The organism is Neorhizobium sp. T6_25 (genome assembly GCF_002968555.1).
Lineage (GTDB): Bacteria > Pseudomonadota > Alphaproteobacteria > Rhizobiales > Rhizobiaceae > Neorhizobium.
Genome location: NZ_PVBL01000005.1, coordinates 237935 through 261226, shown reverse-complemented (window position 1 = coordinate 261226; position 23292 = coordinate 237935). Strand labels below are relative to the sequence as shown.

The window sequence follows — 23292 nt, the reverse complement described above, 5'->3', positions numbered from 1 at the left end:
TTTTCAGTCGGACAGGACGCACGGTGGTAGTGATAGCAAAGTCGAAGAGCCGCACAAAGAGGTCGTTTCTCCTCGGCAGACGGGCAGCCGCCCTCTGCCTTGCAGGGCTTTCGCTTGCCGGTTGTACCAGCAGCCTCGATCTCTTCGGAAGCGCGCCCAAGGTCGACCGCTCGATCGCGACCGGCACCGTGCCTAGCGCGTCTCAGCCTACCGGTGCGACGCTTTCCGACGAGGCGACGGTGCGTAACGCCGTCTCCTCGGCCGATCTTGCCAAGGTCGGAGCGGCCTCGGTTCCGTGGGCGAATACCACGACCGGCAGCGCCGGCGTCGTCTCGCAAATCCGCGAGGCCCGCAACGGCGAGCAGATCTGCCGCGCCTTCACCACCACGCGGCATTCCTACGAGGGTATCGCCATGTTCTCCGGCCAGACCTGCCTGACCGGCAGCGGCGACTGGATGCTGACAGCCTTCGACCGCCAGTAGTCGCGGTCGTCCCTCCCCCAAAGCCGACCCTGCAAAATCCGTTTCGGGCGTTTTCGTGAAATCGCGCCGGAAACCATTCGTTTACCTTAATGACCACGACTGGCGGCCGCGTAACCACTGATTCACAAGTCCTAACATAGGCTCGCCTGATGTAAGCAGTAATCTGCCCGGAACATGAGGAACCGGCCGATGGCTGTCGGAGTTGTGACGAGTATCGGGGGTCCAATGATCAAGCGGGGGCCTGCCGTTTCAAGTAACCGGTGGTCCCACAATGCGTGATCCCTATTCTCTTCTCGGCGTGAAGCGCAATGCCGAGCCCGACGAAATCAAGGCAGCCTGGCGCGCCAAGGCCAAGACCGTTCATCCCGACCAGAACCAGGACGATCCGTCTGCGACGAGCCGTTTCGCAGAGATCGGCCAGGCCTACGAGGTCCTGAAGGATCCCGAGCGCCGCAAGCGATACGACAGGGCCGCCGAGATGCACCAGACCATCATGCAGCAGCGCAATGCCGCCCGCGAAGCCGCTGAGCGCGCCAAGGCCGCAAAGGCCAACGCCGAAAAGGTCATGGAAGAACTCGCCAAGACCAATGCGGAAAGCGCCAAAGCACAGGCGCAGGCTCGCGGCCAATCCCAATCCCAGGCTCATCCTCAGAACCAGTCCGGCCCGGCAGGCGAAACGCCTGAGGACATGATCGAGCGTATCTTCGGCGCCACGGCAGCCGACCAGGCAAAACCTCACACTGGCGGCTCGGCGCAGGCGAGCGGCGATTCGGCGGAAACGACCAAGGCAGATGTATCCGGCGGCGAAAGACCGCCCCTGCCCGCCCTTGCCATCGACCTGATCGCCTCCATCGTGCGCCGCTTCCGCGGCACGACGCCTGCTCCCGAAAAGGCTCCGGATATTTCCGTCGAGGCAACGGTGACCTTGGAGGACCTCCTGAAACTCAACGCGGTCACGCTGAAGATGGCCGACGACCGCGAAGTCCGCCTTGTGCTGGAAAAAGGCATGACGGAAGGCCATGTGGCGCGGCTGAAGGGCCAGGGCCTCAAGCTCGCCGGCATGAAATCCGGCGATCTTCTCGCCTCGATCAAAGTTTCCCGCGACAGCCGCTTCCGCGTCGAAGGTTTCGATCTTCACACGACCTTGTCGATTTCGCTCGAAGACGCGGTGCTTGGCGGCGACGCGTCGGTCGAGACGCCGGAAGGCAACCGCAACATCAGCATTCCGGCATGGTCCGGCTCCGACCAGACGGTCCGGCTGAACGGCCTTGGCCTTCATGACGATGCCGGAGGCCGCGGCGATCTCGTCGTCGAACTGCGCGTCGTCCTGTGGGAAAAACCGAACGAAAAGGTCACCGACCTGATGCGGCACATGCGTCACGGGCTGTATGTCTGACGGCATCGTCTAGTATGACGGTTTTGCGTCGGTATTCACCGCTAAGCACCCTTTGTTACGGCTACTAACACGAGATGATCCAAGTCTGCTTGAACCCTTGAGCTGCCTATGTCATAGGCAGCGTTCATCTAAGGTATCAGGGGACTATGAATGGTTCAGGCTTCCGGCCTCATGGCAGGCAAACGCGGTCTCATCATGGGCGTTGCCAACAATCGTTCGATCGCGTGGGGCATTGCCAAGGCCATCCACCAGCATGGCGGGGAAGTTGCATTCACCTACCAAGGCGACGCACTCAAGAAGCGGGTTGAGCCGCTGGCCGCAGAACTGGGCGCCTACATGGCCGGCCATTGCGACGTCGGCGACGAATCGACCATCGATGAAGTCTTCGCCAATCTCGAAAAGCACTGGGGCAAGATCGACTTCCTCGTGCATGCGATTGGCTTTTCCGACAAGGACGAGCTGACCGGCCGTTACGTCGACACCTCGGCTGACAATTTCGCCAAGACGATGCAGATCTCGGTCTATTCCTTTACGTCGGTAGCAAGGCGGGCGGAAAAGCTGATGACCGACGGCGGTTCGATGCTGACCCTCACCTATTACGGTGCCGAAAAGGTCATGCCGAACTACAACGTCATGGGCGTTGCCAAGGCGGCACTCGAAGCCAGCGTCAAATATCTCGCCGTCGATCTGGGTCCGAAGAACATCCGCGTCAACGCGATCTCGGCCGGGCCGATCAAGACGCTTGCCGCTTCCGGCATCGGCGACTTCCGCTACATCCTCAAATGGAACGAATACAATGCGCCGCTGCGCCGTACCGTCACCATCGAGGAAGTGGGCGATGTCGGCCTCTACATGCTGTCCGACCTGTCGCGCTCCGTCACCGGCGAAACCCATCACGCCGATAGCGGTTACCATGTCGTCGGCATGAAGGCTGTCGATGCGCCGGACATTTCGGTCATCAAGGACTGATGCTGTTCCAGGGACGTCTGCCGTGCTCATCTACATGATCCGCCACGGGCAGACGGACTGGAATGCGGAAGGCCGGCTGCAGGGCCAGCAGGACATTCCGCTCAATGCGCTCGGCCGTTCTCAGGCAACGCGGAACGGCGAGCGGCTGCGCGAGATGATCGGCGCGGCGGACGGATTCCGCTTCATCGCCAGCCCCCTGTCGCGTACCCGCGAAACCATGGAACGGCTGCGCACCGCCATGGGCCTCGATCCCGTTGCCTACGGAACCGACGAACGGCTGATCGAAGTCTCCTTCGGCGACTGGGAGGGCCGTACGCTCGAGGAAATCAGCCATGTTTCTCCGGAGCGATTGAGAGCGCGCGCCGAGCAGAAGTGGAGTTTCATCCCGCCGGGGGCGTCTGCCGAGAGCTATGAGATTCTCTGCTGGCGGATCGGCGCCTGGCTGCAATCCCTCGACGGTCCGACCGTCTGCGTCAGCCATGGCGGGGTGATCCGCTCGCTCTTCCGGCTGATCGGCAACCTCGACGAAGACGAGGCCGCCACCGTCCCGACCCCGCAGGATCGCATCCTCGAGGTCGACACCCGCGACAACCGGATACAATGGCTCTGATCTGCGCTAACCCCGCGCATCGGATATTCTAAATTATACTTCGCTGAATCTTCAGTCTTACTGGACGATCTGGAGGTCGTCGACGACGCGGTTGCCGTCGACAACCGTGTAGAAGACCAGCACTTTGACGCCTGCCTTCAAGCCCTCGAAATTGAATTCCTCGGGCACCTTGTAGGTCTTTCCGTCGTCCAGCGTGAAGTTGAGCGCCTTGGCATCCACGGCCTTGATCGTGGCTTCGACGTCGGCACTTTGCGCCCAGCTGTTGAGGGGCGAAAAGACGCTGGCCGTGGCAAGCAGAGCAGCAATCAGGATGCGCATGGTCGGAAGCCTTGATGAGGTCGATGATGTCTCGTTTCGACGCACAGATAGCCTGCCGATTGTGGCGAAAATCGCCCGGCACCATGACATTTTCCGTATAAGTAATGAGCTGATAGTTAACGCTTTTCGAGAACCGGAGGCCGCCTTGCGGCCGAGCCGGTCACGCCCGCGAAATTGTTCAAAGTATTCGTACAATAAATCGCGCCAAAGTTTGTAGGGTGGGATGAAAGCGTAAATTAACCCCCGCCCCATAGGCTGTTCCGTCATGCCACAGGGGTTAATAAGAAGGTTCGCGCGCGTGAAATTCTGGCCGTCGTCCGGTTCCAAGTCACTGCGCCTGGCGCGCAGCACCAAGACCCCGACGGCAATCGCGTTCATTATCGCCCTTACGGTGATCTCGACCGCCGTGATCGTCGACCAGCGTTACACCGAGGGTTTTCGCAGTGATCTTCGGGCGACGACGGAAAACGTTGCCAGCCTGTTGGCACGGCGCCTCATTGCACGCGTGGAGACCGACACCGCCGCCGCTGCCCATCTGGCTCACGCCCTGAGGGAGGACGCCGAGGGCTCGGTTGATGAGTTCAAACATTACGTCGACAGGGAACTTGGCGAGACGACGCATTTTTCCGGCGTCGCGGTCGCGCCCAATTTCGAGTTTCCCCAGGTCATCACGCGCGACGGCATTGCCGGCGGTACGCCACGCAAGATCGGCAAGATCGATGTGCCGCGCCTTGCAGACGACCTGAAATCCGTCAGCGGCCGGAACCGTGTGTCGCTGCTCAGCGGCAGCCAGGAGGGACACCTGACCCTGGTCGTGCCGGTGCCGAAGGAAGAGGACGGCACCGACCTGTGGGGCGCCATCGCAGTGCTGATCGACAAGCAGGGCCTGATGGAGGCTTCCGGCGTCACCTTCTCCCCCGCCACGGCGACGAAACCGAACCTGATCAACCTCGAGTGGCTGAACGTCGTGCTGCGGGACGTGGACCGGCCGGAATATTTCGCCTTTTTCGGCAATGATTCCATTGAAGACCAGTCTCCGATGAAATGGACGGTGCCGATCAGCGGTGCGAACTGGACGCTCCTTGCCGCCCCTCGTTCCGGCTGGGACATCGTGCCGCCCAATCAGCTTGGGATCCGCCTCGCTCTCGTGATTGCCGCACTCGCGGTGATCGTGCCGATCTTCATCGCCACCTCGCTGATCTCGGAACGCAACCGTAACATCGACGCGCTGAAGGCGCGTGAACTCAATCTCATCGAGCTGTCGCAGCGCTTCAACCTTGCCATGGAAGCCTCCAATATCGGCATCTGGGAGGTGACCGGTAACAGCAACAGTCTCTTCTGGGACAACCGAGCCGCAGGGTTGCACGACAAGCCGGCAGCCAGCGAAGGCAATCGTCTCTACGACTGGCTCGGATCGATCTATCCGCCCGATCGGACGGCGGCGGAGACACATTTCCTCAACTGCGCCTCCAGCAACACGCCTTGCAGCGAGACCTATCGGGTGCAGTTGCCGGACGGCACATTGCGATACCTGAGGTCGGCGGGTGCGAACTATCGCAATGCCGACGGTACACTGCGCACCACCGGGATTGTCTGGGACGTCACCGGCGACGTCGTGATGACCCAGACGCTGCGCAACGCCAAGGAAAACACCGACATCAAGAACGCCGAACTGGAGCTGGCGCTCGATGAACTGTCGAACCGCGAGCAGGACCTGGAAGAGCTGTCGACCAAGCTCGATCTCGCACTCGACTCCTATAATTGCGGCATCTGGGAATCGAACCCGGCAACCCGGGTCGATACCTGGGATGCCCGCATGTGCCAGCTGCACGGCATCCCCTTCACCGACGGCTTCGTCCGGGTCGATGACTGGATCGAGCTCATCCATCCCGACGACCGGGAACTCGCCAAGCTCAGCTCCTATCATTTCACGGAGAACTTCCGGCCGGATCCGCTGGTCGTGCGCGTGCCCCAGCCGGATGGCTCGATCCGCTACATCCGCTCCATCGGCAAGATGCATCAGACGCGCGACGGATCCAAGAAGGTGGTGGGCATCGCCTTCGACGTCACCCAGGACGCCATCCTGACTAGGGAACTCAAGGCTGCCAAGGACGAGGCCGACGCGAAGAACGCAGAACTCGAACTCGCCAAAAGCCGGATCGAGCACAACTCCCTGCACGACCCGCTGACACTGCTGGCCAACCGCCGCAAGCTCGACATGGAACTCGACCGGCTGTCGCGCTCCAGCCATACCGAGCGCCAGAAATTCTCGATCCTGCATCTCGATCTCGACCGCTTCAAGCAGATCAACGACACGCTCGGCCATGCGGCGGGCGACGCGATGCTCGTGCACGCCTCGCGCATCCTGTCGCGCAACGTCCGCGGCAGCGATATCGTCGCACGTATCGGCGGCGACGAATTCGTGATCCTCGCCACCGGCAATTCCAGTGCCGAAGAGATGGGCCAGCTCGCCCAGCGCATCATCGCCGAATTTCACCAGCCGATCGATTTCGAAGGTTTCGCCTGCCGCTGCGGCGTATCCATCGGCATCGCCCAGGCAAGCGGCATGAACGTCGATGCGCGCCGTACTCTCGTCAATGCCGATATCGCGCTCTACCGGGCGAAGGGCATGGGCCGCAACCGATATGAATTCTTCACGCAGAACCTGCAGGCCGAGATCGTCAGCCACAAGCGTACCGCCGACGAGGTGCTGGCGGGCATCGACAACGACGAATTCATCGCCTTCTACCAGCCGCAGTTCGATGCCCGTACCAACCAGCTGACCGGTGTCGAGGCGCTGATCCGCTGGAACCATCCGCATCACGGGATTCTTGCGCCGGACCGGTTCCTGAAGATTGCCGAGGATTTGAACGTTTCGGCAGCGCTCGACCACATCGTGCTCCAGACGGTCTTGAAGGACAAGATGCGCTGGGCCGCGCTCGGCATCCGGATACCGAAGGTTTCCGTCAACGTCTCTTCGAAGCGGCTGCATGACGAGGCACTGATCGACACGCTGCAGACGCTGGCGATCGTGCCCGGCGAGATCTCATTCGAACTGGTGGAATCGATCTTCCTCGACGAGAGCGAAGCATCGGCGGCCGGCAATCTCCAGCGGATCAAGGAGCTCGGCATCGATATCGAGATCGACGATTTCGGCACCGGCCATACGTCGATCGTCAGCCTTCTGAAGCTGAAGCCGAAGCGGCTGAAGATCGACCGCCAGCTCGTCATGCCGATCCTGACCTCGCCTCAGGAACGGGCGCTGGTGCGCTCGATCATCGACATCGCCCGTTCGCTCGGCGTCGAAACGGTGGCGGAGGGGGTCGAGACCATGCAACATGCGAGCCTTCTGCGCGAACTCGGCTGCGACCTGCTCCAGGGTTATGCCTTCGCCCGGCCGCTTTCGTTCGACGATTTCACCGCAGCCGCGCATGCGGGCTGGCGCAAGGCCGCGGCCTAGAGCCACCATTGTTCACCAATGCCGCCACGACTGTTCTGCCAAGAAACACTTGTCGCCCGGCAACCTTTTCCATATGACAACCGCGTCAGAAGTTGGCGGAAGGCCAGCTCCGCCACAGCTGGTCCTGTAACGCCATGTCGCACAACACTTTCGGTCACCTTTTCCGCGTCACCACCTGGGGTGAAAGTCATGGCCCGGCACTCGGCTGCGTGGTCGACGGCTGCCCGCCCGGCATCCGCTTCACGCTTGCGGAAATCCAGGCCTGGATGGACAAGCGCAAGCCCGGACAGTCGCGCTTCGTGACGCAACGGCGCGAGGACGACATCGTCAAGGTGCTCTCCGGCGTGATGCTGGACGCTGATGGCGAGACGATGATCTCGACCGGCACACCGATCTCCATGCTGATCGAGAATACAGACCAGCGCTCCAAGGACTACGGCGAGATCGCCCGCCGCTACCGTCCCGGCCATGCGGACTATACCTATGACGTGAAATACGGCATCCGCGACTATCGCGGCGGCGGCCGTTCTTCGGCCCGCGAGACGGCAGCCCGCGTTGCCGCCGGCGCGCTCGCCCGCAGGATCGTGCCAGGCGTCCAAGTCCGCGCCGCGCTGATCCAGATCGGCAAGCACAGAATAGACCGCGCCAACTGGGACTGGGATCAGGTCGGCCAGAACCCGTTCTTCTGCCCAGATGCAGCGATGGTGCCCGTCTGGGAAGACTATCTGGACGGCATCCGCAAAGCGGGTTCCTCGATCGGCGCCGTGGTGGAGGTGATCGCCGAAGGCGTGCCCGCCGGTCTCGGCGCTCCGGTCTATGGCAAGCTCGATCAGGATATCGCCAGCCTTCTGATGTCGATCAACGCCGTCAAGGGCGTCGAAATCGGCGACGGTTTCGGCGTCGCAGAACTTTCCGGCGAGGAAGACGCCGACGAGATGCGCATGGGCAATGACGGCAAGCCCATCTTCCTCTCCAACCATGCAGGCGGCATTCTCGGCGGCATCTCGACCGGCGAGGCGGTGGTCGCCCGCTTCGCGATCAAGCCGACCTCCTCCATTCTCACCGAGCAGCGCTCGATCGACGTCGACGGCAACAATGTCGAGGTCCGTACCAAGGGCCGCCACGACCCCTGCGTCGGCATCCGCGCCGTGCCGATCGGCGAGGCGATGGTTGCATGCGCGATTGCCGATCACTATCTCCGCGACCGGGCCCAGACGGGGCGAAATCTGTAGGAAACAACACCCATGGCCTATGATCAGAAGCACGTCGTCGACGCCCTCCGCGCATTCGAGGCCGGCGAAATCGTCGTCGTCACCGATGACGACGATCGCGAGAACGAAGGCGATCTCATCGTCGCCGCAGTCCACTGCACGCCCGACAAGATGGCCTTCATCGTGCGCCACACGTCGGGCATCGTCTGCGCCCCGATGCCGCGCGAGGAGGCCAAGCGACTCAACCTCAACGCCATGGTGGCGGAAAACGACAGCGCCCATACGACCGCCTTCACCGTCACCGTGGACTTCAAGCACGGCACGACGACCGGCATTTCCGCCGACGACCGGACGCTGACCGTGCGCAACCTTGCTAATCCGAATGCCGGACCTGCCGATTTCGTTCGGCCCGGCCATATCTTCCCGCTGATCGCCCGCGAAGGCGGCGTGCTGATGCGCTCCGGTCATACGGAAGCAGCCGTCGACCTCTGCAGGCTCGCCGGCCTTCCGCCGATCGGTGTCATCAGCGAACTCGTCAACGACGACGGCACCGTGACGCGAGGCCAGCAGGTGAGCGACTTTGCCGTCAAACACGGATTGAAGCAGGTTTCCGTCGCCGACCTGATCGCCTATCGCCAGCGCAAGGAAACGCTGATCGAACTGCAGACCTCGTTCGATGTCGAGACGCCGCACGGCAAGGCGAAGGCGCATGCCTATTCGCTGCCTTGGGACCCGATGCAGCATGTGGCTGTGGTCTTCGGCGACATTCGCGACGGCGTCGATATTCCGGTCCGCCTGCATCTCGAAAACGTCACCCGTGACGTGTTCGGCACGCAGCGCTCGGTCGATCGTTACATGGCGAAAATCGAGGAAGAGGGTCGCGGCGTGATCATCTACCTGCGCGAGGGTTCGGTCGGTGTCGGCCAGAAGGATCATGGCCGCAAGCTGCGCCAGGACCAGGAGGGCCATGCCGAAGCCCAGGCTCGCGAGAGCGAATGGCTGGAAATCGGCCTCGGCGCCCAAATCCTCAAGGATCTCGGCGTCACCTCGATCAAGCTGCTCACCCGCAGCGAGCGCCACTATGTCGGCCTCGAAGGTTTCGGCATCAAGATCGCCGAAACGGTGATCTGCTGATCGCCCTCAATCCTTAGGGTTGCAAAAGGTTTCGCACCGTTCCATCGTCGCTCGTTGTCGGGCGGCGATTTTTCGTGTACGGTTAATAGTTGAAGATCATTTGGGACGAGACGAAGCGGATAGTGAATCTCGAGAAGCACGGTCTCGATTTCGCTGATCTTTATTTCGAATTTTTCGCCACGGCGGTTACCACGCCCGCCAGAAAGGCGAGATCCAAAGCTGTTGGCCGCCTCAAGGATGGAACGATCGTCGTGATATTCCTGGCGCTTGGCTCGGAAGCAATCTCGGTCATTTCGATGCGCCCTGCCCGGAAAGATGAGAGGAGCATGATCGAATGAACATCAAGCACGAAAAACAGAAAGAATTTCGCCCTGGTCGCGGATACACCAAAGAGGACTGGGACGCTGTCGACAGTCCGCCACTGACCGCCGAAGAGATGGCGAGCATGCGGCCCTTCAGGGAAGTGTTTCCCGAGATGGCCGCAAAAATGGAACAGGCGATCGCCGCTCGCGGCCGGCCGAAGGTCGAGGCGCCGAAGGTGGCCGTCACGCTGAGGCTCGACCCGGACGTGCTCGAAAAATTCAAGACGTCCGGCAAAGACTGGCGCGCCAAAATGGCCGAGGAACTGCGCAAGGCAGCCGGTCTCTGAGGCGGTCTATCGGCCGGCAGCCAGGATCTGCTCGATGAAGTGGTGCGCCTTGAGCGCATCTTCGCCGGTGACCCGCAGAGGGGCGCCGTTGCGGATGGCATCGATGAAATTCCCGATCAGAGCCCGGTGCATCTCGTGGCCGAAGGCCATCGGGTTGGCCCCTGCCCCGCTGCCGGAATTCTGGCCGCCCTCGGTGACGCTGGTGCCGTCCATGAAGGCCGCCTTCAGCGTATCGCCGCTGAAAACGGCCGAACCTTTGGTGCCGAGCAGCTCGATGCGTTCCGGCAGGCCGGGATAGGCACAGGTGGTGGCGTTCAGCGTCCCGATCGCACCGTTTTCGAACGCGAAGGTCGCCGTCACCAGATCCTCGGTTTCCATCGCATGGATAGGGCTGGTGCGGACGAAGGACGAGACGTCTTTCGGGGTACCCGCAAAGCTCAGCAGCAGGTCGATCGTGTGGATGCCCTGGGTCAGCAGCACGCCGCCGCCATCACGTGCCATCGTCCCGCGGCCTTCGACGTCATAATAACTCTGCGGGCGCCAGTTACGGATCGCAACGGAGGCCTCGATCAGTTGCCCCAACCGCTCGGACTTGACGATCTCGTCGAGTTTCAGCGCCGCAGCGCGGAACCGGTTTTGCAACACCATGGCCAGCAGCACGCCCGCTTGCTCCGCAGCCCGGACGATCGCTTCCGAGCGCTCGAACGAGATATCGAGCGGCTTTTCCAGCAGGATATGCTTTTTCGCCGCTACGCAGCGCTCTACGAGTTCCAGGTGGCTGCTCGGCGGGGTGAGGATCAGCACCGCCTCGATCGTCTTGTCCGCGAAGATCGCATCGAGATCGCCGGTCGTCCGGATCGGGTATTGGGCGGCAAATGCTTCACGCCGGGCTGCCGTCTGGCTGAAAGCCGCAACGCATTCGATCCTGTCGGATAAATCGAGCAGGGCGCGGGCATGGTGCCCCGCCGCCATGCCGAGCCCGATCATCGCCACTTTCAGTTTGGTCATCGTCCCTCCTCCTCAAGATCCGTTTCAGCCGAGAACTTCAAGCGTGCGCATGATGCCGCGCAATTCCGCCAGGCCTTTCAGTCGGCCGATGCAGGAATAGCCGGGATTGACGCGTCTGCCTATGTCGTCGACGATCGCGTGGCCATGGTCGGGTCGCATCGGGATCTGCCAATCCGCCCTGCCTTCGGCCTTGCGGCGCTTTTCCTCGGCCATCAGGGCCATCACGACACGCACCATGTCCGTATCCCCCTCCAGGTGCTCGGCCTCATGGAAGGAGCCATCGCCTTCCTTGGCCACGTTGCGCAGGTGGGCGAAATGAATGTCGCTCGCGAACTCCTTGGTCATCGCCACCAGATCGTTTTCCGGATTGGCGCCGTAGGAACCAGTGCAGAGCGTGATGCCGTTCGACGGTGACTTGATCGCGGCGAGCAGAGCGCGGGCATCGGAAGCCCTGCAGATGACGCGCGGCAGGCCGAACAGCGGGAACGGCGGATCGTCCGGATGGATCGCCATCCTGACGCCCGCCTCTTCGGCGACGGGGATGATCTCGTTCAGGAACGTGAAGAGGTTTTCACGGAAACCAGTCTCCGACAGTTCCTTGTAGATATCCAGCATGCGGTTGAGGCTCTGCCGGTCATAGACGAATTCGCGGGCCGGCACCCATTCGATCAGGTTGCGTTCCAGCCGGGCGAGATCGCTTTCGCTTGCGGTTTTCAGCCAGGCTTGAGCCTTGGCGACGCGCTCGGCGGGATGATCGACCTCGGCGCCGGGGCGTTTCAGGATGAAGACGTCATAGGCACAGAATTCGACGATATCGAAACGCAGCGCCGTGCCGCCATGCGGCATCTCGTATTCGAGATCGGTGCGCGTCCAGTCGGTGATCGCCATGAAATTGTAGCAGACCGTCTTGATGCCGGCCTTGGCGACGGCGCGGATCGAGGCCTTGTAGTTGTCGATCAGCTCGCGATAACGGCCGGTGCGGGTCTTGATGTCCTCGTGGACGATGATGCTTTCCACCGCCGACCAGGTGAGCCCTGCCTCCTCGATGATCGCCTTGCGCCTGGCAATCTCGTCGTCGGGCCAGATGCGGCCGTCGTTGAGGTGATGCAGCGCACTGACGATGCCTGTCGCGCCGGCCTGTTTCACATGCGAAAGCTTAACCGTGTCATCCGGCCCAAACCAGCGCCAAGTCTGTTCCATCCCATTTTACCTTATGCTTGTCAGCCGAGCCGCATGCCGGTGGCGGCGTCGAAGATGTGGCTGTTGGTGGGCGCGAGCGCCAGATTGAGCACTTCGCCGGTCTTGATGAAAAGCCGCTCGCGCAGCTGCGCCGAGAATTTCTGGCCGTCGACCGTGCCCTGCACGAAGGTTTCCGAACCGGTCGGCTCGATATTCGTCACGGTCATCGGAATGCCCTCGTTCCCGGCGGCTATGGCGAGATGTTCGGGGCGGATGCCGTAGGTGACAGCGGTGCCGGAGGAAGCGGAAGCCTCCGGTCCAAGCCGCAGGCGAACGCCGTTTCCGGTCAGCACGGACTTACCGTCATCAGTCACCGTGCCGGAGAGGAAATTCATCGAGGGCGAGCCGATGAAGCTCGCGACGAACATGTTGACCGGCTTGTCGTAAAGCTCCAGCGGCGCGCCGACCTGCTCGACAATGCCGTCCCTCATCACCACGATCCGGTCGGCCATGGTCATCGCCTCGATCTGGTCGTGGGTCACGTAGACGGTGGTGGTCTTGATGCGGGCGTGGATGTCCTTGAGCTCCGCGCGCATCTGCACGCGCAGCTTGGCATCGAGGTTGGAGAGAGGTTCGTCGAACAGGAAGACCTTGGGGTTGCGGACGATGGCCCGGCCCATGGCGACGCGCTGGCGTTGGCCGCCGGAGAGCTGTTTCGGGTAACGCTTGAGGTAATCGGTAAGTCCAAGGATACGCGCGGCATCGTTGACCCGCTCAGCGATCTCTTCCCTGGATTTCTTGGCGAGCCGCAGCGAGAAGCCCATGTTCTCGGCAATCGTCATATGCGGATAGAGCGCATAGTTCTGGAAGACCATGGCGATATCGCGGTTCTTCGGCTCGACCTCGTTGATGACGCGACCGTCGATACGGATCGTACCGCCGGAGATGTCTTCAAGCCCGGCGATCATCCGCAGCAGCGTGGACTTGCCGCAGCCTGAGGGGCCGACAAGGACGACGAAGGCGCCATCCGGCACATCGACCGACACGCCCTTGATGGTCTCGAAGTCGCCATAGGCCTTGCGGACGTTCTGGATTTCAACGGAAGCCATGTACTTATCCTGAAACTGTTCGGGTTCGGGGCTTCAGCCGATCTGCGGCGCGGATGGCTGCGAGCAGGCTGAGGCCGGTGTGGTAGCCCGGATCGAGATCCGGCGTGGCGGGCACGAAATCGACGGGGCCGTCCCTGGTCATCGTCTGGTAGGCGATCGGCGGCGTGCCGCGCCAGTAGCGCTCGAAGAACGCGGCGTGGGCGACCTTCCCGACATCGAGGCTCTCGGCACTGCCGGTGCGTTCATGAACAAGGGCGGCGGAACGGATGGTCTCCGGCAGCGACCACCAGGGACAATAGGGGCTCTGCGCCTCGCCGTTCTTGATGGAGACGGCGAGCGTGATGCCCGGCCCGACGAAGCCCTTGCGGAAGGACGAGACGAGGATGCGTTCCAGGGTTTCGATCAGCGCCGGATCGGCGGTGTCGTCGAGATAGTCGAGCGCGAAGCCGACGAACTCGATCCCGTGGCCGACATTGCATAGATCCTCGCCCGGCACGTTGCGCAACAAGCCGGTCGCGGCATCGTAATGCCTGTCGATGACGTGGGTGATGAACCGGTCGGCAAAGGTGAGATGTGCCGTGTGGCCGGCGCGCTTCAGCGGGCCTGCGGCACCGAGCAGGATCATCCGTGGGCCGAAATCATCGGCCTGTGCGGCAAGGCTGTCGAGCGAGAGCGGCCGGCGTTCGTCCATCTGGAAACGGCCGGTTTCAACGGCGGTTATCACACGGTCGAAATAGGCGAGGTGACCGGCGATATCCGGCAGGCCGTAGCGGCTTGCGGCTGCCACCAGTCCCTTGGCCACGAAGGCGTCCGAATAGGTGTAGATCAGCGCCGGCTTTTCCTGAGCGTGGAGCACGTCGGACTGATCCGCATAGACGGCCTGCATATCGCGGTCGTAGCAGAAATAGGCGTGACCATTCGGCTTGTGCAGGGCAGCCAGAAGCTCGTAGAGGCGGCGGCCGGCGGTATCGAGCTTTTTCGCGAGGGGCAGCAGCTCGTCTTCGAAGAACTCCGCATGTCCGACCAAGGCTTCCAGCCCCCGCCCCTGGATCCAGCCGTAGGTGTAGTCCGGGCCACGGATGCCATCCTCCGAACCGTAATCCTTCAGCGTCAGGCTGTTCTGCTTGGTGTTCAGAAACCCGCCGCCGAGCATCGGCCGCTGCAGCATCCAGTAAAGCGTCCCGGCATTGGCGGCGGCATAGGTGATGCGGGTCTCCTCGATGAAATCCATCGCCATCGTCACTCCTTGAGCCCGGTGCTGGCAACGCCCTGCACGAAATTTCGGCGCAGGATGACGAAGAGCAGGATGGACGGAATGAGGACCGTGGCGGAGGCGGCGCTGAGGCGGCCGAGATCGACGGTGAAGCCGGTCTGGAACAGCGCCAGCCCGACCTCGATCGTATAGCTGGTGCGGGTCGTGGTGACGATCATCGGCCAGGCGAAGGCGGTCCAGGCCTGGAAGAAGGCGAGCACCGCGAGTGCGCCGAGCGCGCCGCGCAGCAGCGGCAGGACGATGTGCAGGAAAATCCAGAACTCGCCGGCACCGTCGATGCGGGCCGCTTCCAGCAGTTCGTCAGGGATGGAGTGGATGACGTTCTGGCGGATCAGAAAAATGCCGAAACTCATCACCAGATAACCGAGCAGCAGGCCCCAGACGGAGTTGAGGATGCCGAGGCTCTTGGCCTGGAAATAGAGCGGGATCATGTAGACCTCGAACGGCACGATGGCAGTTGCGAGGAACAGCGCGAAGAGGATGTTCAACGTCCGGAAGCGGAATTTTCCGAAGATGTAGCCGGCGATCGCCGAGGTGGCGACGATGGCGATCGTCGACATCACCGCAAAGGCGATGCTGTTGGCGATCCAGCGCAGGAGCGGCGTTTCGCCGAGCACGGCGGAGAAATTGGCGATCGTCGGGTCGCGCGGGATGATGGTCGGCGGCCACGAGAGCATTTCGGCCGGCGTCTTGAAGGCGTTGGCGACCAGGAAGACCAGCGGCAGGAGCATCAGGATCGAGACGACGATCAGGAAGACGTCGATCGCGAAGTTCATCACCCGCTTCTTGCGGCGCAGACGCACGCCTTCGGAAAGTTCTTCGGTGGTGGGCTCGATATAGTTCACGGGATTGGTGGTCATGCCTTGCCCCTTTCCCGCAGCGTCGAGAACTGGATGAGCGTCAGCCCCAGCACGATGACCAGAAGCACGACGGCTTCGGATGCCGCGTAGCCGACGCGGTAATTGCGAAAGCTGTTTTCCAGCATGTCGAGAACTAGAACCCGCACCTGCCTTCCGGGCGCCCCTTGCGCATCGGAAGCGAGCACGAAGGCCTGGGCGTAGACGTTGAAACCGGAAACCAGCGTCACGACCGAGACGTAAAGGGTAATCGGTTTCAGCATCGGGATCGACAGATACCAGAAGCTCTGCGGGCCGGAGGCGCCGTCGAGCTTGGCCGCTTCGTAAAGCGAGACCGGCAGGTTCTTGAAACCGACGATATAGATCAGCACCGCGTACCCCAGTGCCTGCCAGGAGCAGAGCACGATGATGCAGATGACCGACAGGACCGGATCGAACAGCCAGGATTGCGCCGGGATGCCGAAGAAGGTCAAAAGCGCATTCAGCGGCCCCAGCCGAGCGTCAAAAATCCATTTCCAGGCCATGGCGGCGGGAACCAGCGAGACGACATGCGGAATGAAGATCGCCGTCTCGTAAAAACCGGCCATCCGCGAGCGGGTCCGATGGAAGATCAGCGCGGCGATGACCAGCGCCATCGGGATGGTCAGGATCAAGACGCCGAAGGCGATGATCGTGGTGTTGACCAGCGCATCGATGAACAGGTGGTCGCCCATCAGCTCGCGGAAATTGGCGAGGCCGACGAAGGGCTTGTTCTTCGACAGGATGTCCCACTTGAAAAGGCTGAGCCTCAGCGTGTCGGCGATCGGATAAAGCCGGACATAGGCAAAGACTGCCAGGGTCGGCAAAATCGCAAGGATCGCAAAAATCCATCTTTTGCGCTTCAGCATAGAGTTTTGGCCTGTAGACAGCAGGGTTCGGCCGCGGCGCGGGTCGGACCCTGGATCCCCGTTTAAGTGCCCGGAGCGATGATGCCCCGGGCCCATGCGATTGGCGAGTGGTGCCGGCGATTATTTCGCTGCCAAGCCTTCGCGGGTGAGGATGGTGTTCACTTCGTCGCTGGCCTTCTTGAGGAAGGCATCGATCTTGGCATCGTCGCCGGCCATGGGCGCGTCGCCGAAGGCAACGACGAGCTGCGCGGCAACGCGGGTCAGGATCTCCTCGATCGGGCCGATCGACGGCAGCGTGAAGAACTCGTAGCCCTTCGGATACTCTACGAAGGCGGCGAAGGCCGGCTGCTTGGAGGTGATGGCCGAATAATCGACGCCCGAACGGTTCGGCAGCCAGCCGACGTTCTGGAGCAGCCAGACGAGGTTTTCCGGCGAATTGGCCGCCTTGGCGAATTCCCAGCCGGCCTTGGCATCGGCACCCTTGCCGGCGACGTAGAGGTTGGTCGGCAGCGCGATCGATCCCTTCGGCAGCGGCGCGGTGGCGTATTTCAGATCCGGCGCCTTCTTGGCGATATCGCCGATCACCCAGGATTCGCGGATGAACATTGCGGTCTGGCCACGCTCGAAGGCATCGGCGTCCGCCGGCATTTCCGGGGAGACCGTCTTGGTGGTGAAGATGTTGGTGAGATATTGCTTCAGCGCCTTGCGGCCCGCTTCATTGGCGAAATTGGGCTTCCACTTGCCGTCGCCGGCGGGGACGAGGATCGCGCCGCCATATTGATGCATGTTGATCCAGAATTTCTCCGCAATGCCCTGGCCGCCGCCCGAGAGGCGCATGCTCCAGCCGGAGACGGTTGCCTTGCCGGATGCATCGCGCTTGGTCAGCTTCTCGGCATAGGCGGAATAGTCCTCCATGGTCTTCGGCGGGGCGGTCAGGCCGGCGGCCTTGAACATGTCGGTGTTGTAGTAGAGGGCGCCCTGGCCGCGGAAGAGCGGCACGCCGTAAATCTTGCCGCCCTTGCCTGCCGTATCGCTAAAGAACTTGTCGAAGTTCTTCGGATCCTTCACGAAGGTCGAGATATCCGCCGGGGCTTCCGGCAGAAGATCGTTTTCAAGGTAGCGGGTGGCGGTCGAACCGGAGAGCTCGATGACCGTCGTGCCGTCCTGGCCTCCGGTGAGGCCAAGCGCGACGCGCTTTTCATGCTCGCGAAGGGCGATCGCCTCGACCTTCACCTCGAGTTTCGGATAGGCGGCCTTCATGCCCTGCGCGACATGTTCATAGAACGGCGCCATTTCCGGATAACCGCTCCAGACCGTCAGCGTTTCGGCCGAAACGGCGGACGCGCCCGAGAGAAGGGCTGCACCGAATGCCGCGCTCATAAGCAGCGCGCGGGTCGAAATCCTCGTCTTTGCTGATCTGTTTTTCATGTCCCTGTTCCCTTGTTGTTGTTAACAAAAAGCTCTCATGCAACCGGTTGCGTGTCAAGCATCGGATCGTTTCCGGCGGTCCATTGGCTCATGCGGCGCCGCGTCCGCCGGAGGTCTCGCTGGCGAGCCGGATGGCGCAGGCCGCCAGCGTTTCCGCCGAGCCCGGCGCGAAGGTCGCGGCCATGCCGTAATAGCGATGCGCTTCGTCGATTTCGTAGCCGCCGAACTGGAATTCGTTGGCCGGCGGGATGTAGCCGGGATTGTCGTCGGCAAAACCGATGACGAAAGCCGGCTTGTCCGCGCCGAGGCTCGTACGGATGGTCAGCGCCGTCTCCGCAAAAATCTCGCCCGGCAGCGACACGATCGGTACACCGCCCCAATCGAGCACGGTCACCCGGGCTGCAAGCGGCTCGGGTTTAAGCGGCGCGATATCGCGTGCCCAATCCGCCCAATAGCCGAGCAGGCTTTTGCGGGCGGGTTCGGCGTTCAGGGCCTCTTCCCGCCAGCGGTTTTCGAGAAAGTCGGGGGCTTCGGTCTCGCGGCGCGCGAAGACGAGACTGACGGTGCCGTTGCGGGCGCTTGATGTCTCCGAAACCGGGTGTTCGGCAGCGCCGAGCGCTGCTTCGGCAACCGCGCGGCCGATCCGTTCGGCGGCAGCAAAGCTGCGGTCCGGGTTTTCGGCAAGCGAGATCGAGGCATGCGCGGAGTGGCCGGTATTGGCGTCGCCGACGCAGCCGGTCATGAACAGCGCGACCGCGCCCGGATAGGCCTCCTCCAGCGCCTGCCGCACGAAATGCGGATAATCGGCCGTCCAGAGGAGATTGTCGGCCGCCAGCACCACCGGATGGCAGGCATAGGCGGTGACGACGGCGATCATGCTACCATCCGCAGCGCGGATGCGAAGATGTGGCAGGGAAGTGTCCACGGGTCCGCCGGGATGGCGCCGATTGCGCGCAATCCCCGGATCACTTCCCTGCCCCACAGTAACCGTTGCCGGCCGGCGTGCCGCGGCGGCCTTGTCGATGGCGGCGATACAGGCGTCTTCCAGCCGCTCCAGATAGGTTGGATCGGCAGCGACGCTGAGCCGTCCGGCCATGGAAACCGGGCCACCGTGATTGTGGAGCGCTGCGACCACGACATTGTCCGCCGGCAGGACGCAGCGCTGCCGGATCCGGGCGCTCGTCGCAGCATCGATGCCGATGACATCGGCGACGACGAGGGCCGTATCGCCGACCACCATGGCACGCGCCGTCAGGGCGTCATGGGCGCCCCTGGCCGGCAGAGTGCGGGCCGCAAAGCCGGACATCGCAAGGCCCGGCGGCGGGGTGATATCGACGATGGCAACTCCGGCCCGGATCATGCGCAGGACGCCTTTTCACCGTGGACCCAGGTTTCGCGGACAGACAATTCCCGCTCGCCTTCCGACCATTCGAAGCGGATGAGATCGGCCCGCGCGCCGACTTCCAGCCGCCCCCGTCCACCGACGAAACGGCCTGGATTTGCGGTCGCGAAGAGAAGCGTATCGGCAAGTGGAAGGCCCGCCATCTGCGACGCGATCGCGACATTGGCCGACAGCGGCAGGCTGGCGCCGGCGAGGTAGGGCGTGCCGGCGACGCTGATGCGACCTTCGGCAGACACTTCGACGCGGCCGCCGACCGGCTGGTCATAGATGCCTGGCGGCATGCCGGCGAGCGCCACCATGTCGGACACGAGGATCGCCCGATCCAGGCCCTTGGCGCGCAGCATGGCCTTGAACGTGTCGGCCGGCAGATGCCAGCCGTCTGCGATGAAGCTCGCCGCCAGCCGGTCGTCGGCAAGCTGCGCCCAGATGAAATTGGGATGACGCGGCAGCATGGCGGCGGCGCCGTTGCCGAGATGGGTAGAGAGAACCGCGCCGGCCTCTGCAGCCGCATGGATCTGCTCCGGCGTCGCGGCTGTATGGCCGAGCGCCACGTGGACACCTCTGGCCGTAAGAGCGCGGATATAATCGACGCTGCCCTCATGTTCCGGCGCAAGCGTCACCATCGAGACCAGATTGCCGGATGCGTGCTGCCAACGGTCGAACTCTTCGATCGACGGCGGACGGACATGCGCCAGCGGATGCGCGCCGCGCGGGCCGTCCTTGTCCGATATCGAGGAACCTTCGACATGTATGCCCGGGACCATTTCGGTGATCAGCCGGTGGCCGGCGCGGATTTTTGCGATATCGGCGAGGGCCTGAAGGAGGGAGGCCTCTGAGGCCGTGATAAGGGTCGGCAGCCAGGTTGTGACGCCGACGCTCAGCAGTTCCTCGCAGAGCGAGAGGAGGATGTTGGCGGTGACTTCGCCATTGTTCAGGTCGAAGCCGCGATAACCGTTGACCTGCAGGTCGATCAGGCCGGCGGAGAGGTAGCGTGGACTGGTATTTTCCGCCGGGCGGATGGCGGCAATCCTGCCGTCGGCGATTTCGATCGCAAAACCTTTGCCGGTGCGGGGATCGATACCGTCGACGACCATGGTCAGAGCGCCCTCACCCGGCTTTGGAAATTGGCGATGAAGCGGCCGTTCGCCTCGTCGCCTCCCGGCGCATTGCCGCTGCGCCAGACCGGCGGCTCCGTGCCCCGTTCGACAAGCTTCGCCACCGTGCGGATCACCAGGCAGTTCAGCGTGAATGCGTTGGCAAAAGTGGAAATCGCGGCGATGTTTTCGCCCATGCCGGGTACCTTCACGACCGCATCGCCGATCGGCACCTTGCAGTCGATGGCGATGTCGACGATGTCGTGGAGGTTTTGCCTGGTCGGGTGGCGGGCCGGATGGTCCGGCGAGGTTTTCGAGGCGTGTTCGCGCGAACTGACGCCGATCAGGAAGGCGCCGCGGCGTTTGGCCTCCAGCGCCGCATCGATCAGCGCGGCATTGATGCCGTAGGCGTTGACGAGGATCAGCAGGTCGGTATCTCCCAGCCGCTGGTTTGATATCACCACCTTGCCGTAACCGGGCGTACGCTCGATCGCCATGGAGCGCAGCGCACCGTTCGAGAGCAGCGTGCCTTCGTCGAGAATGGCGCTGATATGCATCAGCCCGCCGGCGCGGAAAAAGACCTCCTGCGAGGCGAGATTGGAGTGACCGCCGGGGCCGTAGATATGCACCAGCCGATCGGCGGCGATCTGGTCGGCGAGTTTTGCCGCGGCCTGGTCGAGAGAGGTCTTCTCCTCCTCCAGAACCCGGCGCATCAGGGCATGCGTCGAGGCAAGATAACCTTCGCAGAGCGCGTCCGCATCGATGACGGGGTGATCAGGCATCGGGGTCGGAGTCCTTGTCGATGTAAAGAGTGCAGGCAGCGTGGAAACGCAGGACGCTGGCCGGGCATTCGGTGGTCAGCGGGCCGTAGAGCGTCTTCGAAACTGCATCGCGTTTGACGGCGCCCGGCACGACGCAGAACATCCGGTCGGCCCTGAGCAGGCGCGGCACGGTCAGCGTGATCGCTTCGTGCGGCACCGAAGCAAGATCGGAAAAACAGTCGTCATCGACCTGCTGCTGGCGGCAGATATCATCCAGTTCGACGATCTTGACGTCCAGCGGGTCGTTGAAATCGGCGACCGGCGGATCGTTGAAGGCGATATGGCCGTTGACGCCGATGCCGAGGCAGACGAAATCGATCGGCGCCTCGTTCAGCAGGCCAGAATAACGGCGCACTTCGGCACCCGCATCCGGCTCGGGAGTGATGCGGTGCACGGCGGCGAACGGCAGCTTGCCGAACACATGTTCGTCCAGCCAGTTGACGAAACGCGCCGGCGAGGACGGCGACAGGCCGATATATTCATCCATGTGGAAGGCGGTGACGCGGCCCCAGTCGATGCCCGGCGCGGCACAGAGCGCCTTCAGCATGTCGGCCTGGCTGGGGGCTGCAGCGAAGATCATTCTGACACCGGCCTGACCGGCGAGGCGCTCGGCCAAGGCGGCGGCAATGTCGGCGGCGGCAGCGGCACCCATCTCGGCCCGTGTTGCAAAGCTTTCGACCGTGAGGCGGTCGAAAGTCCGCCGCGTTTCCGGCGAAGGACGATGGGCGGTGGCGATGGTCAACGCAGTCTCCATGTTCATGCCATGGGAAGCCTGCGGCGCGCAGCCCTGTAGAATGGCCGCATCCGTTGCAGTTCCCCTTGTTCTTATTGACCGAAGACTTCCATGCAACCGGTTGCATGTCAAGTGGATGAATGTCAGTGTTCGGGCCAGAATTGATAGCGCCTCGGACTTCATGCTAAGTGCCAGGGCCAAACGGGCGAGTTCTCAATTTCCACGATCAAGCGGGGCCGATGATCAAGCGGACCAAAGGCGTCACCATCAGCCAGGTCGCGGATGCGGCAGGCGTTGCCCGTTCCAGCGTCTCGCGCGCCTTCACGCGGCCGGACATGCTCTCCCCGGAAACCGTGACGCGGATCATGAAGGCGGCGGAAGCGCTCGGTTATGTGCCGAACCACACCGCGCGGGCGCTCAGCACCGGGCGGCACGGCAATGTCGGTCTGATCGTGCCCGATATCGCCAACCCGTTCTTTCCGCCGCTGATCCAGGCGGCCCAGCTCGAAGCTGACAGGTCCGATTTCTGCATCTTCCTCGGCAATACCGAAGAGAACCCGAAGCAGGAAGACAAGCTGGTCGGCCGGTTCGCCGGCCAGGTGGAAGGCCTGGTGCTCGCCTCCTCACGCCTTTCGGACGAGCGCATCCGCGCCCATGCGGGCCAGTTGCCGCTGGTGCTGATCAACCGCGATATCGACGGCATTCCGCGGGTGCTGATCGACAGCGGCTCGGGCGTCCGCGAGGCTGTCGAACATCTTGCCAAGCTCGGCCACCGCCGGATCGTCTATGTCAGCGGTCCCTCGAACTCCTGGTCGAACAAGCAGCGCCGCACCGCCATCAAGGCCGCGGCATCGAGGCTTGATATCGTGGTCGAAACCGTGCCGGCGGTGCTCGCAAGCTACAATTCCGGCCGCAACGCGGTGAGCGCGATCCTCGCCACCGGCGCGACGGCTGCGGTTGCGTTCGATGACCTGACGGCGCAGGGCGTGCTGGCCGGGCTTTCCGAAAAGCAGGTCTCGGTGCCCGGCGATTTCAGCCTGATCGGCTGCGACGACGTGCTCGGGGCCGTCACCTATCCCGCGCTGACATCCGTCTCCAACCGATCGACGGAGGCTGGCCGGGTCGCCGTCTCGCTGCTCCTCGACATGCTGCAGTCGCGCGCCATCCGCGACGTGCGCTACGTGCTGGAAACGCATCTCGTGGTGCGCAATACGACGACTGCTGCGCGATAGACGCGGGAACCTTGCCGGGAGCGACCGGTTCGGGAGGATA

22 protein-coding genes are annotated in these 23292 nt (G+C 62.8%); 10 read left to right on the top strand and 12 right to left on the bottom strand.

What is annotated here, in order from left to right; translation table 11 throughout:
- The first annotated feature begins 23 nt into the window (after positions 1 to 23).
- The 4 genes from C5L10_RS09450 (at position 24) to C5L10_RS09435 (ending at position 3457) form a co-directional block, all read left to right on the top strand.
- Positions 24 to 482: an RT0821/Lpp0805 family surface protein gene (locus tag C5L10_RS09450; protein ID WP_046664537.1), complete on the top strand. Its 459-nt coding sequence runs from the start codon at positions 24 to 26 to the stop codon at positions 480 to 482.
- A 271-nt stretch (positions 483 to 753) separates the two neighbouring features.
- Entirely contained in the window at positions 754 to 1878 is a 1125-nt protein-coding gene (locus C5L10_RS09445) for a DnaJ C-terminal domain-containing protein (protein WP_105429425.1), read from the top strand.
- Positions 1879 to 2028: 150 nt separating this feature from the next.
- Positions 2029 to 2847 carry an enoyl-ACP reductase FabI gene (gene fabI, locus C5L10_RS09440; RefSeq protein ID WP_038584258.1) on the top strand — a complete coding sequence of 273 codons (819 nt, stop codon included), beginning with the start codon at positions 2029 to 2031 and terminating at the stop codon, positions 2845 to 2847.
- Positions 2848 to 2869: 22 nt separating this feature from the next.
- Positions 2870 to 3457 carry a histidine phosphatase family protein gene (locus C5L10_RS09435; RefSeq protein WP_105429424.1) on the top strand — a complete coding sequence of 196 codons (588 nt, stop codon included), beginning with the start codon at positions 2870 to 2872 and terminating at the stop codon, positions 3455 to 3457.
- 57 nt (positions 3458 to 3514) lie between these two features.
- On the opposite strand, the gene C5L10_RS09430 is transcribed toward C5L10_RS09435, so the two are convergent.
- Positions 3515 to 3775: a DUF1344 domain-containing protein gene (locus C5L10_RS09430; protein WP_037084286.1), complete on the bottom strand. Its 261-nt coding sequence runs from the start codon at positions 3773 to 3775 to the stop codon at positions 3515 to 3517.
- Between the two features lie 298 nt (positions 3776 to 4073).
- Here C5L10_RS09430 and C5L10_RS09425 point away from each other — a divergent pair, with 298 nt between their 5' ends.
- The 5 genes from C5L10_RS09425 (at position 4074) to C5L10_RS09405 (ending at position 10229) form a co-directional block, all read left to right on the top strand.
- Positions 4074 to 7235 carry an EAL domain-containing protein gene (locus C5L10_RS09425; protein WP_245447960.1) on the top strand — a complete coding sequence of 1054 codons (3162 nt, stop codon included), beginning with the start codon at positions 4074 to 4076 and terminating at the stop codon, positions 7233 to 7235.
- Positions 7236 to 7369: 134 nt separating this feature from the next.
- Positions 7370 to 8467, top strand: a complete 1098-nt coding sequence (gene aroC, locus C5L10_RS09420; protein WP_105429422.1) for a chorismate synthase — start codon at positions 7370 to 7372, stop codon at positions 8465 to 8467.
- A gap of 12 nt (positions 8468 to 8479) precedes the next feature.
- Complete coding sequence (ribB, locus tag C5L10_RS09415) at positions 8480 to 9580, top strand: 3,4-dihydroxy-2-butanone-4-phosphate synthase (protein ID WP_105429421.1); 1101 nt, start codon at positions 8480 to 8482, stop codon at positions 9578 to 9580.
- An 89-nt stretch (positions 9581 to 9669) separates the two neighbouring features.
- Positions 9670 to 9918 (top strand): BrnT family toxin, encoded by a 249-nt coding sequence (locus C5L10_RS09410; protein WP_105429420.1) that lies wholly within the window; start codon positions 9670 to 9672, stop codon positions 9916 to 9918.
- Positions 9915 to 10229, top strand: coding sequence for a BrnA antitoxin family protein (locus tag C5L10_RS09405; RefSeq protein ID WP_105429419.1), 315 nt, complete (start codon positions 9915 to 9917; stop codon positions 10227 to 10229). Before C5L10_RS09410 ends, C5L10_RS09405 begins: the two co-directional genes overlap by 4 nt.
- A 6-nt stretch (positions 10230 to 10235) precedes the next feature.
- Here C5L10_RS09405 and C5L10_RS09400 read toward each other — a convergent pair whose 3' ends face one another.
- The 11 genes from C5L10_RS09400 to C5L10_RS09350 all read right to left on the bottom strand — a co-directional run bounded on the left by C5L10_RS09400 (position 10236) and on the right by C5L10_RS09350 (position 22029).
- On the bottom strand, positions 10236 to 11237 hold the full coding sequence (locus tag C5L10_RS09400; protein WP_105429418.1) for a Gfo/Idh/MocA family protein: 1002 nt from the start codon (positions 11235 to 11237) through the stop codon (positions 10236 to 10238).
- Positions 11238 to 11261: 24 nt separating this feature from the next.
- Positions 11262 to 12437, bottom strand: coding sequence for a mannonate dehydratase (gene uxuA, locus C5L10_RS09395; protein ID WP_105429417.1), 1176 nt, complete (start codon positions 12435 to 12437; stop codon positions 11262 to 11264).
- A 20-nt stretch (positions 12438 to 12457) separates the two neighbouring features.
- Positions 12458 to 13525, bottom strand: coding sequence for an ABC transporter ATP-binding protein (locus C5L10_RS09390; protein WP_105429416.1), 1068 nt, complete (start codon positions 13523 to 13525; stop codon positions 12458 to 12460).
- Between the two features lie 4 nt (positions 13526 to 13529).
- Entirely contained in the window at positions 13530 to 14762 is a 1233-nt protein-coding gene (locus C5L10_RS09385) for a hypothetical protein (protein WP_245447959.1), read from the bottom strand.
- A 2-nt stretch (positions 14763 to 14764) separates the two neighbouring features.
- Positions 14765 to 15658, bottom strand: a complete 894-nt coding sequence (locus C5L10_RS09380) for a carbohydrate ABC transporter permease (RefSeq protein WP_205837032.1) — start codon at positions 15656 to 15658, stop codon at positions 14765 to 14767.
- Positions 15655 to 16542 (bottom strand): carbohydrate ABC transporter permease, encoded by an 888-nt coding sequence (locus tag C5L10_RS09375; protein WP_046631098.1) that lies wholly within the window; start codon positions 16540 to 16542, stop codon positions 15655 to 15657. The genes C5L10_RS09380 and C5L10_RS09375 overlap by 4 nt, the downstream gene beginning before the upstream one ends.
- Before the next feature lie 120 nt (positions 16543 to 16662).
- Positions 16663 to 17970 carry an ABC transporter substrate-binding protein gene (locus tag C5L10_RS09370; protein ID WP_105429415.1) on the bottom strand — a complete coding sequence of 436 codons (1308 nt, stop codon included), beginning with the start codon at positions 17968 to 17970 and terminating at the stop codon, positions 16663 to 16665.
- Positions 17971 to 18058: 88 nt separating this feature from the next.
- On the bottom strand, positions 18059 to 19330 hold the full coding sequence (locus tag C5L10_RS09365) for a neutral/alkaline non-lysosomal ceramidase N-terminal domain-containing protein (protein ID WP_105429414.1): 1272 nt from the start codon (positions 19328 to 19330) through the stop codon (positions 18059 to 18061).
- Complete coding sequence (locus C5L10_RS09360; RefSeq protein ID WP_105429413.1) at positions 19327 to 20466, bottom strand: N-acetylglucosamine-6-phosphate deacetylase; 1140 nt, start codon at positions 20464 to 20466, stop codon at positions 19327 to 19329. The genes C5L10_RS09365 and C5L10_RS09360 overlap by 4 nt, the downstream gene beginning before the upstream one ends.
- A 2-nt stretch (positions 20467 to 20468) precedes the next feature.
- Entirely contained in the window at positions 20469 to 21248 is a 780-nt protein-coding gene (locus C5L10_RS09355) for a sugar isomerase domain-containing protein (protein WP_080954972.1), read from the bottom strand.
- Positions 21241 to 22029 carry a 6-phosphogluconolactonase gene (locus C5L10_RS09350; protein ID WP_245447958.1) on the bottom strand — a complete coding sequence of 263 codons (789 nt, stop codon included), beginning with the start codon at positions 22027 to 22029 and terminating at the stop codon, positions 21241 to 21243. Before C5L10_RS09350 ends, C5L10_RS09355 begins: the two co-directional genes overlap by 8 nt.
- A gap of 230 nt (positions 22030 to 22259) precedes the next feature.
- Here C5L10_RS09350 and C5L10_RS09345 point away from each other — a divergent pair, with 230 nt between their 5' ends.
- On the top strand, positions 22260 to 23252 hold the full coding sequence (locus C5L10_RS09345) for a LacI family DNA-binding transcriptional regulator (RefSeq protein ID WP_105429412.1): 993 nt from the start codon (positions 22260 to 22262) through the stop codon (positions 23250 to 23252).
- Positions 23253 to 23292: the final 40 nt, after the last annotated feature.

What these genes read in the sequence shown, in the direction of transcription:
- C5L10_RS09405 (WP_105429419.1), top strand. Translation starts at nt 9,915, where the DNA reads ATGAACATCAAGCACGAAAAACAGAAAGAATTTCGCCCTGGTCGCGGA.
- ribB (WP_105429421.1), top strand. Translation starts at nt 8,480, where the DNA reads ATGGCCTATGATCAGAAGCACGTCGTCGACGCCCTCCGCGCATTCGAG.
- C5L10_RS09380 (WP_205837032.1), bottom strand. Translation starts at nt 15,658, where the DNA reads ATGACCACCAATCCCGTGAACTATATCGAGCCCACCACCGAAGAACTT.
- C5L10_RS09365 (WP_105429414.1), bottom strand. Translation starts at nt 19,330, where the DNA reads ATGATCCGGGCCGGAGTTGCCATCGTCGATATCACCCCGCCGCCGGGC.
- C5L10_RS09385 (WP_245447959.1), bottom strand. Translation starts at nt 14,762, where the DNA reads ATGGCGATGGATTTCATCGAGGAGACCCGCATCACCTATGCCGCCGCC.
- C5L10_RS09390 (WP_105429416.1), bottom strand. Translation starts at nt 13,525, where the DNA reads ATGGCTTCCGTTGAAATCCAGAACGTCCGCAAGGCCTATGGCGACTTC.
- uxuA (WP_105429417.1), bottom strand. Translation starts at nt 12,437, where the DNA reads ATGGAACAGACTTGGCGCTGGTTTGGGCCGGATGACACGGTTAAGCTT.
- C5L10_RS09360 (WP_105429413.1), bottom strand. Translation starts at nt 20,466, where the DNA reads ATGGTCGTCGACGGTATCGATCCCCGCACCGGCAAAGGTTTTGCGATC.
- C5L10_RS09355 (WP_080954972.1), bottom strand. Translation starts at nt 21,248, where the DNA reads ATGCCTGATCACCCCGTCATCGATGCGGACGCGCTCTGCGAAGGTTAT.
- C5L10_RS09375 (WP_046631098.1), bottom strand. Translation starts at nt 16,542, where the DNA reads ATGCTGAAGCGCAAAAGATGGATTTTTGCGATCCTTGCGATTTTGCCG.
- C5L10_RS09370 (WP_105429415.1), bottom strand. Translation starts at nt 17,970, where the DNA reads ATGAAAAACAGATCAGCAAAGACGAGGATTTCGACCCGCGCGCTGCTT.
- C5L10_RS09445 (WP_105429425.1), top strand. Translation starts at nt 754, where the DNA reads ATGCGTGATCCCTATTCTCTTCTCGGCGTGAAGCGCAATGCCGAGCCC.
- C5L10_RS09430 (WP_037084286.1), bottom strand. Translation starts at nt 3,775, where the DNA reads ATGCGCATCCTGATTGCTGCTCTGCTTGCCACGGCCAGCGTCTTTTCG.
- aroC (WP_105429422.1), top strand. Translation starts at nt 7,370, where the DNA reads ATGTCGCACAACACTTTCGGTCACCTTTTCCGCGTCACCACCTGGGGT.
- C5L10_RS09345 (WP_105429412.1), top strand. Translation starts at nt 22,260, where the DNA reads ATGATCAAGCGGACCAAAGGCGTCACCATCAGCCAGGTCGCGGATGCG.
- C5L10_RS09400 (WP_105429418.1), bottom strand. Translation starts at nt 11,237, where the DNA reads ATGACCAAACTGAAAGTGGCGATGATCGGGCTCGGCATGGCGGCGGGG.
- fabI (WP_038584258.1), top strand. Translation starts at nt 2,029, where the DNA reads ATGGTTCAGGCTTCCGGCCTCATGGCAGGCAAACGCGGTCTCATCATG.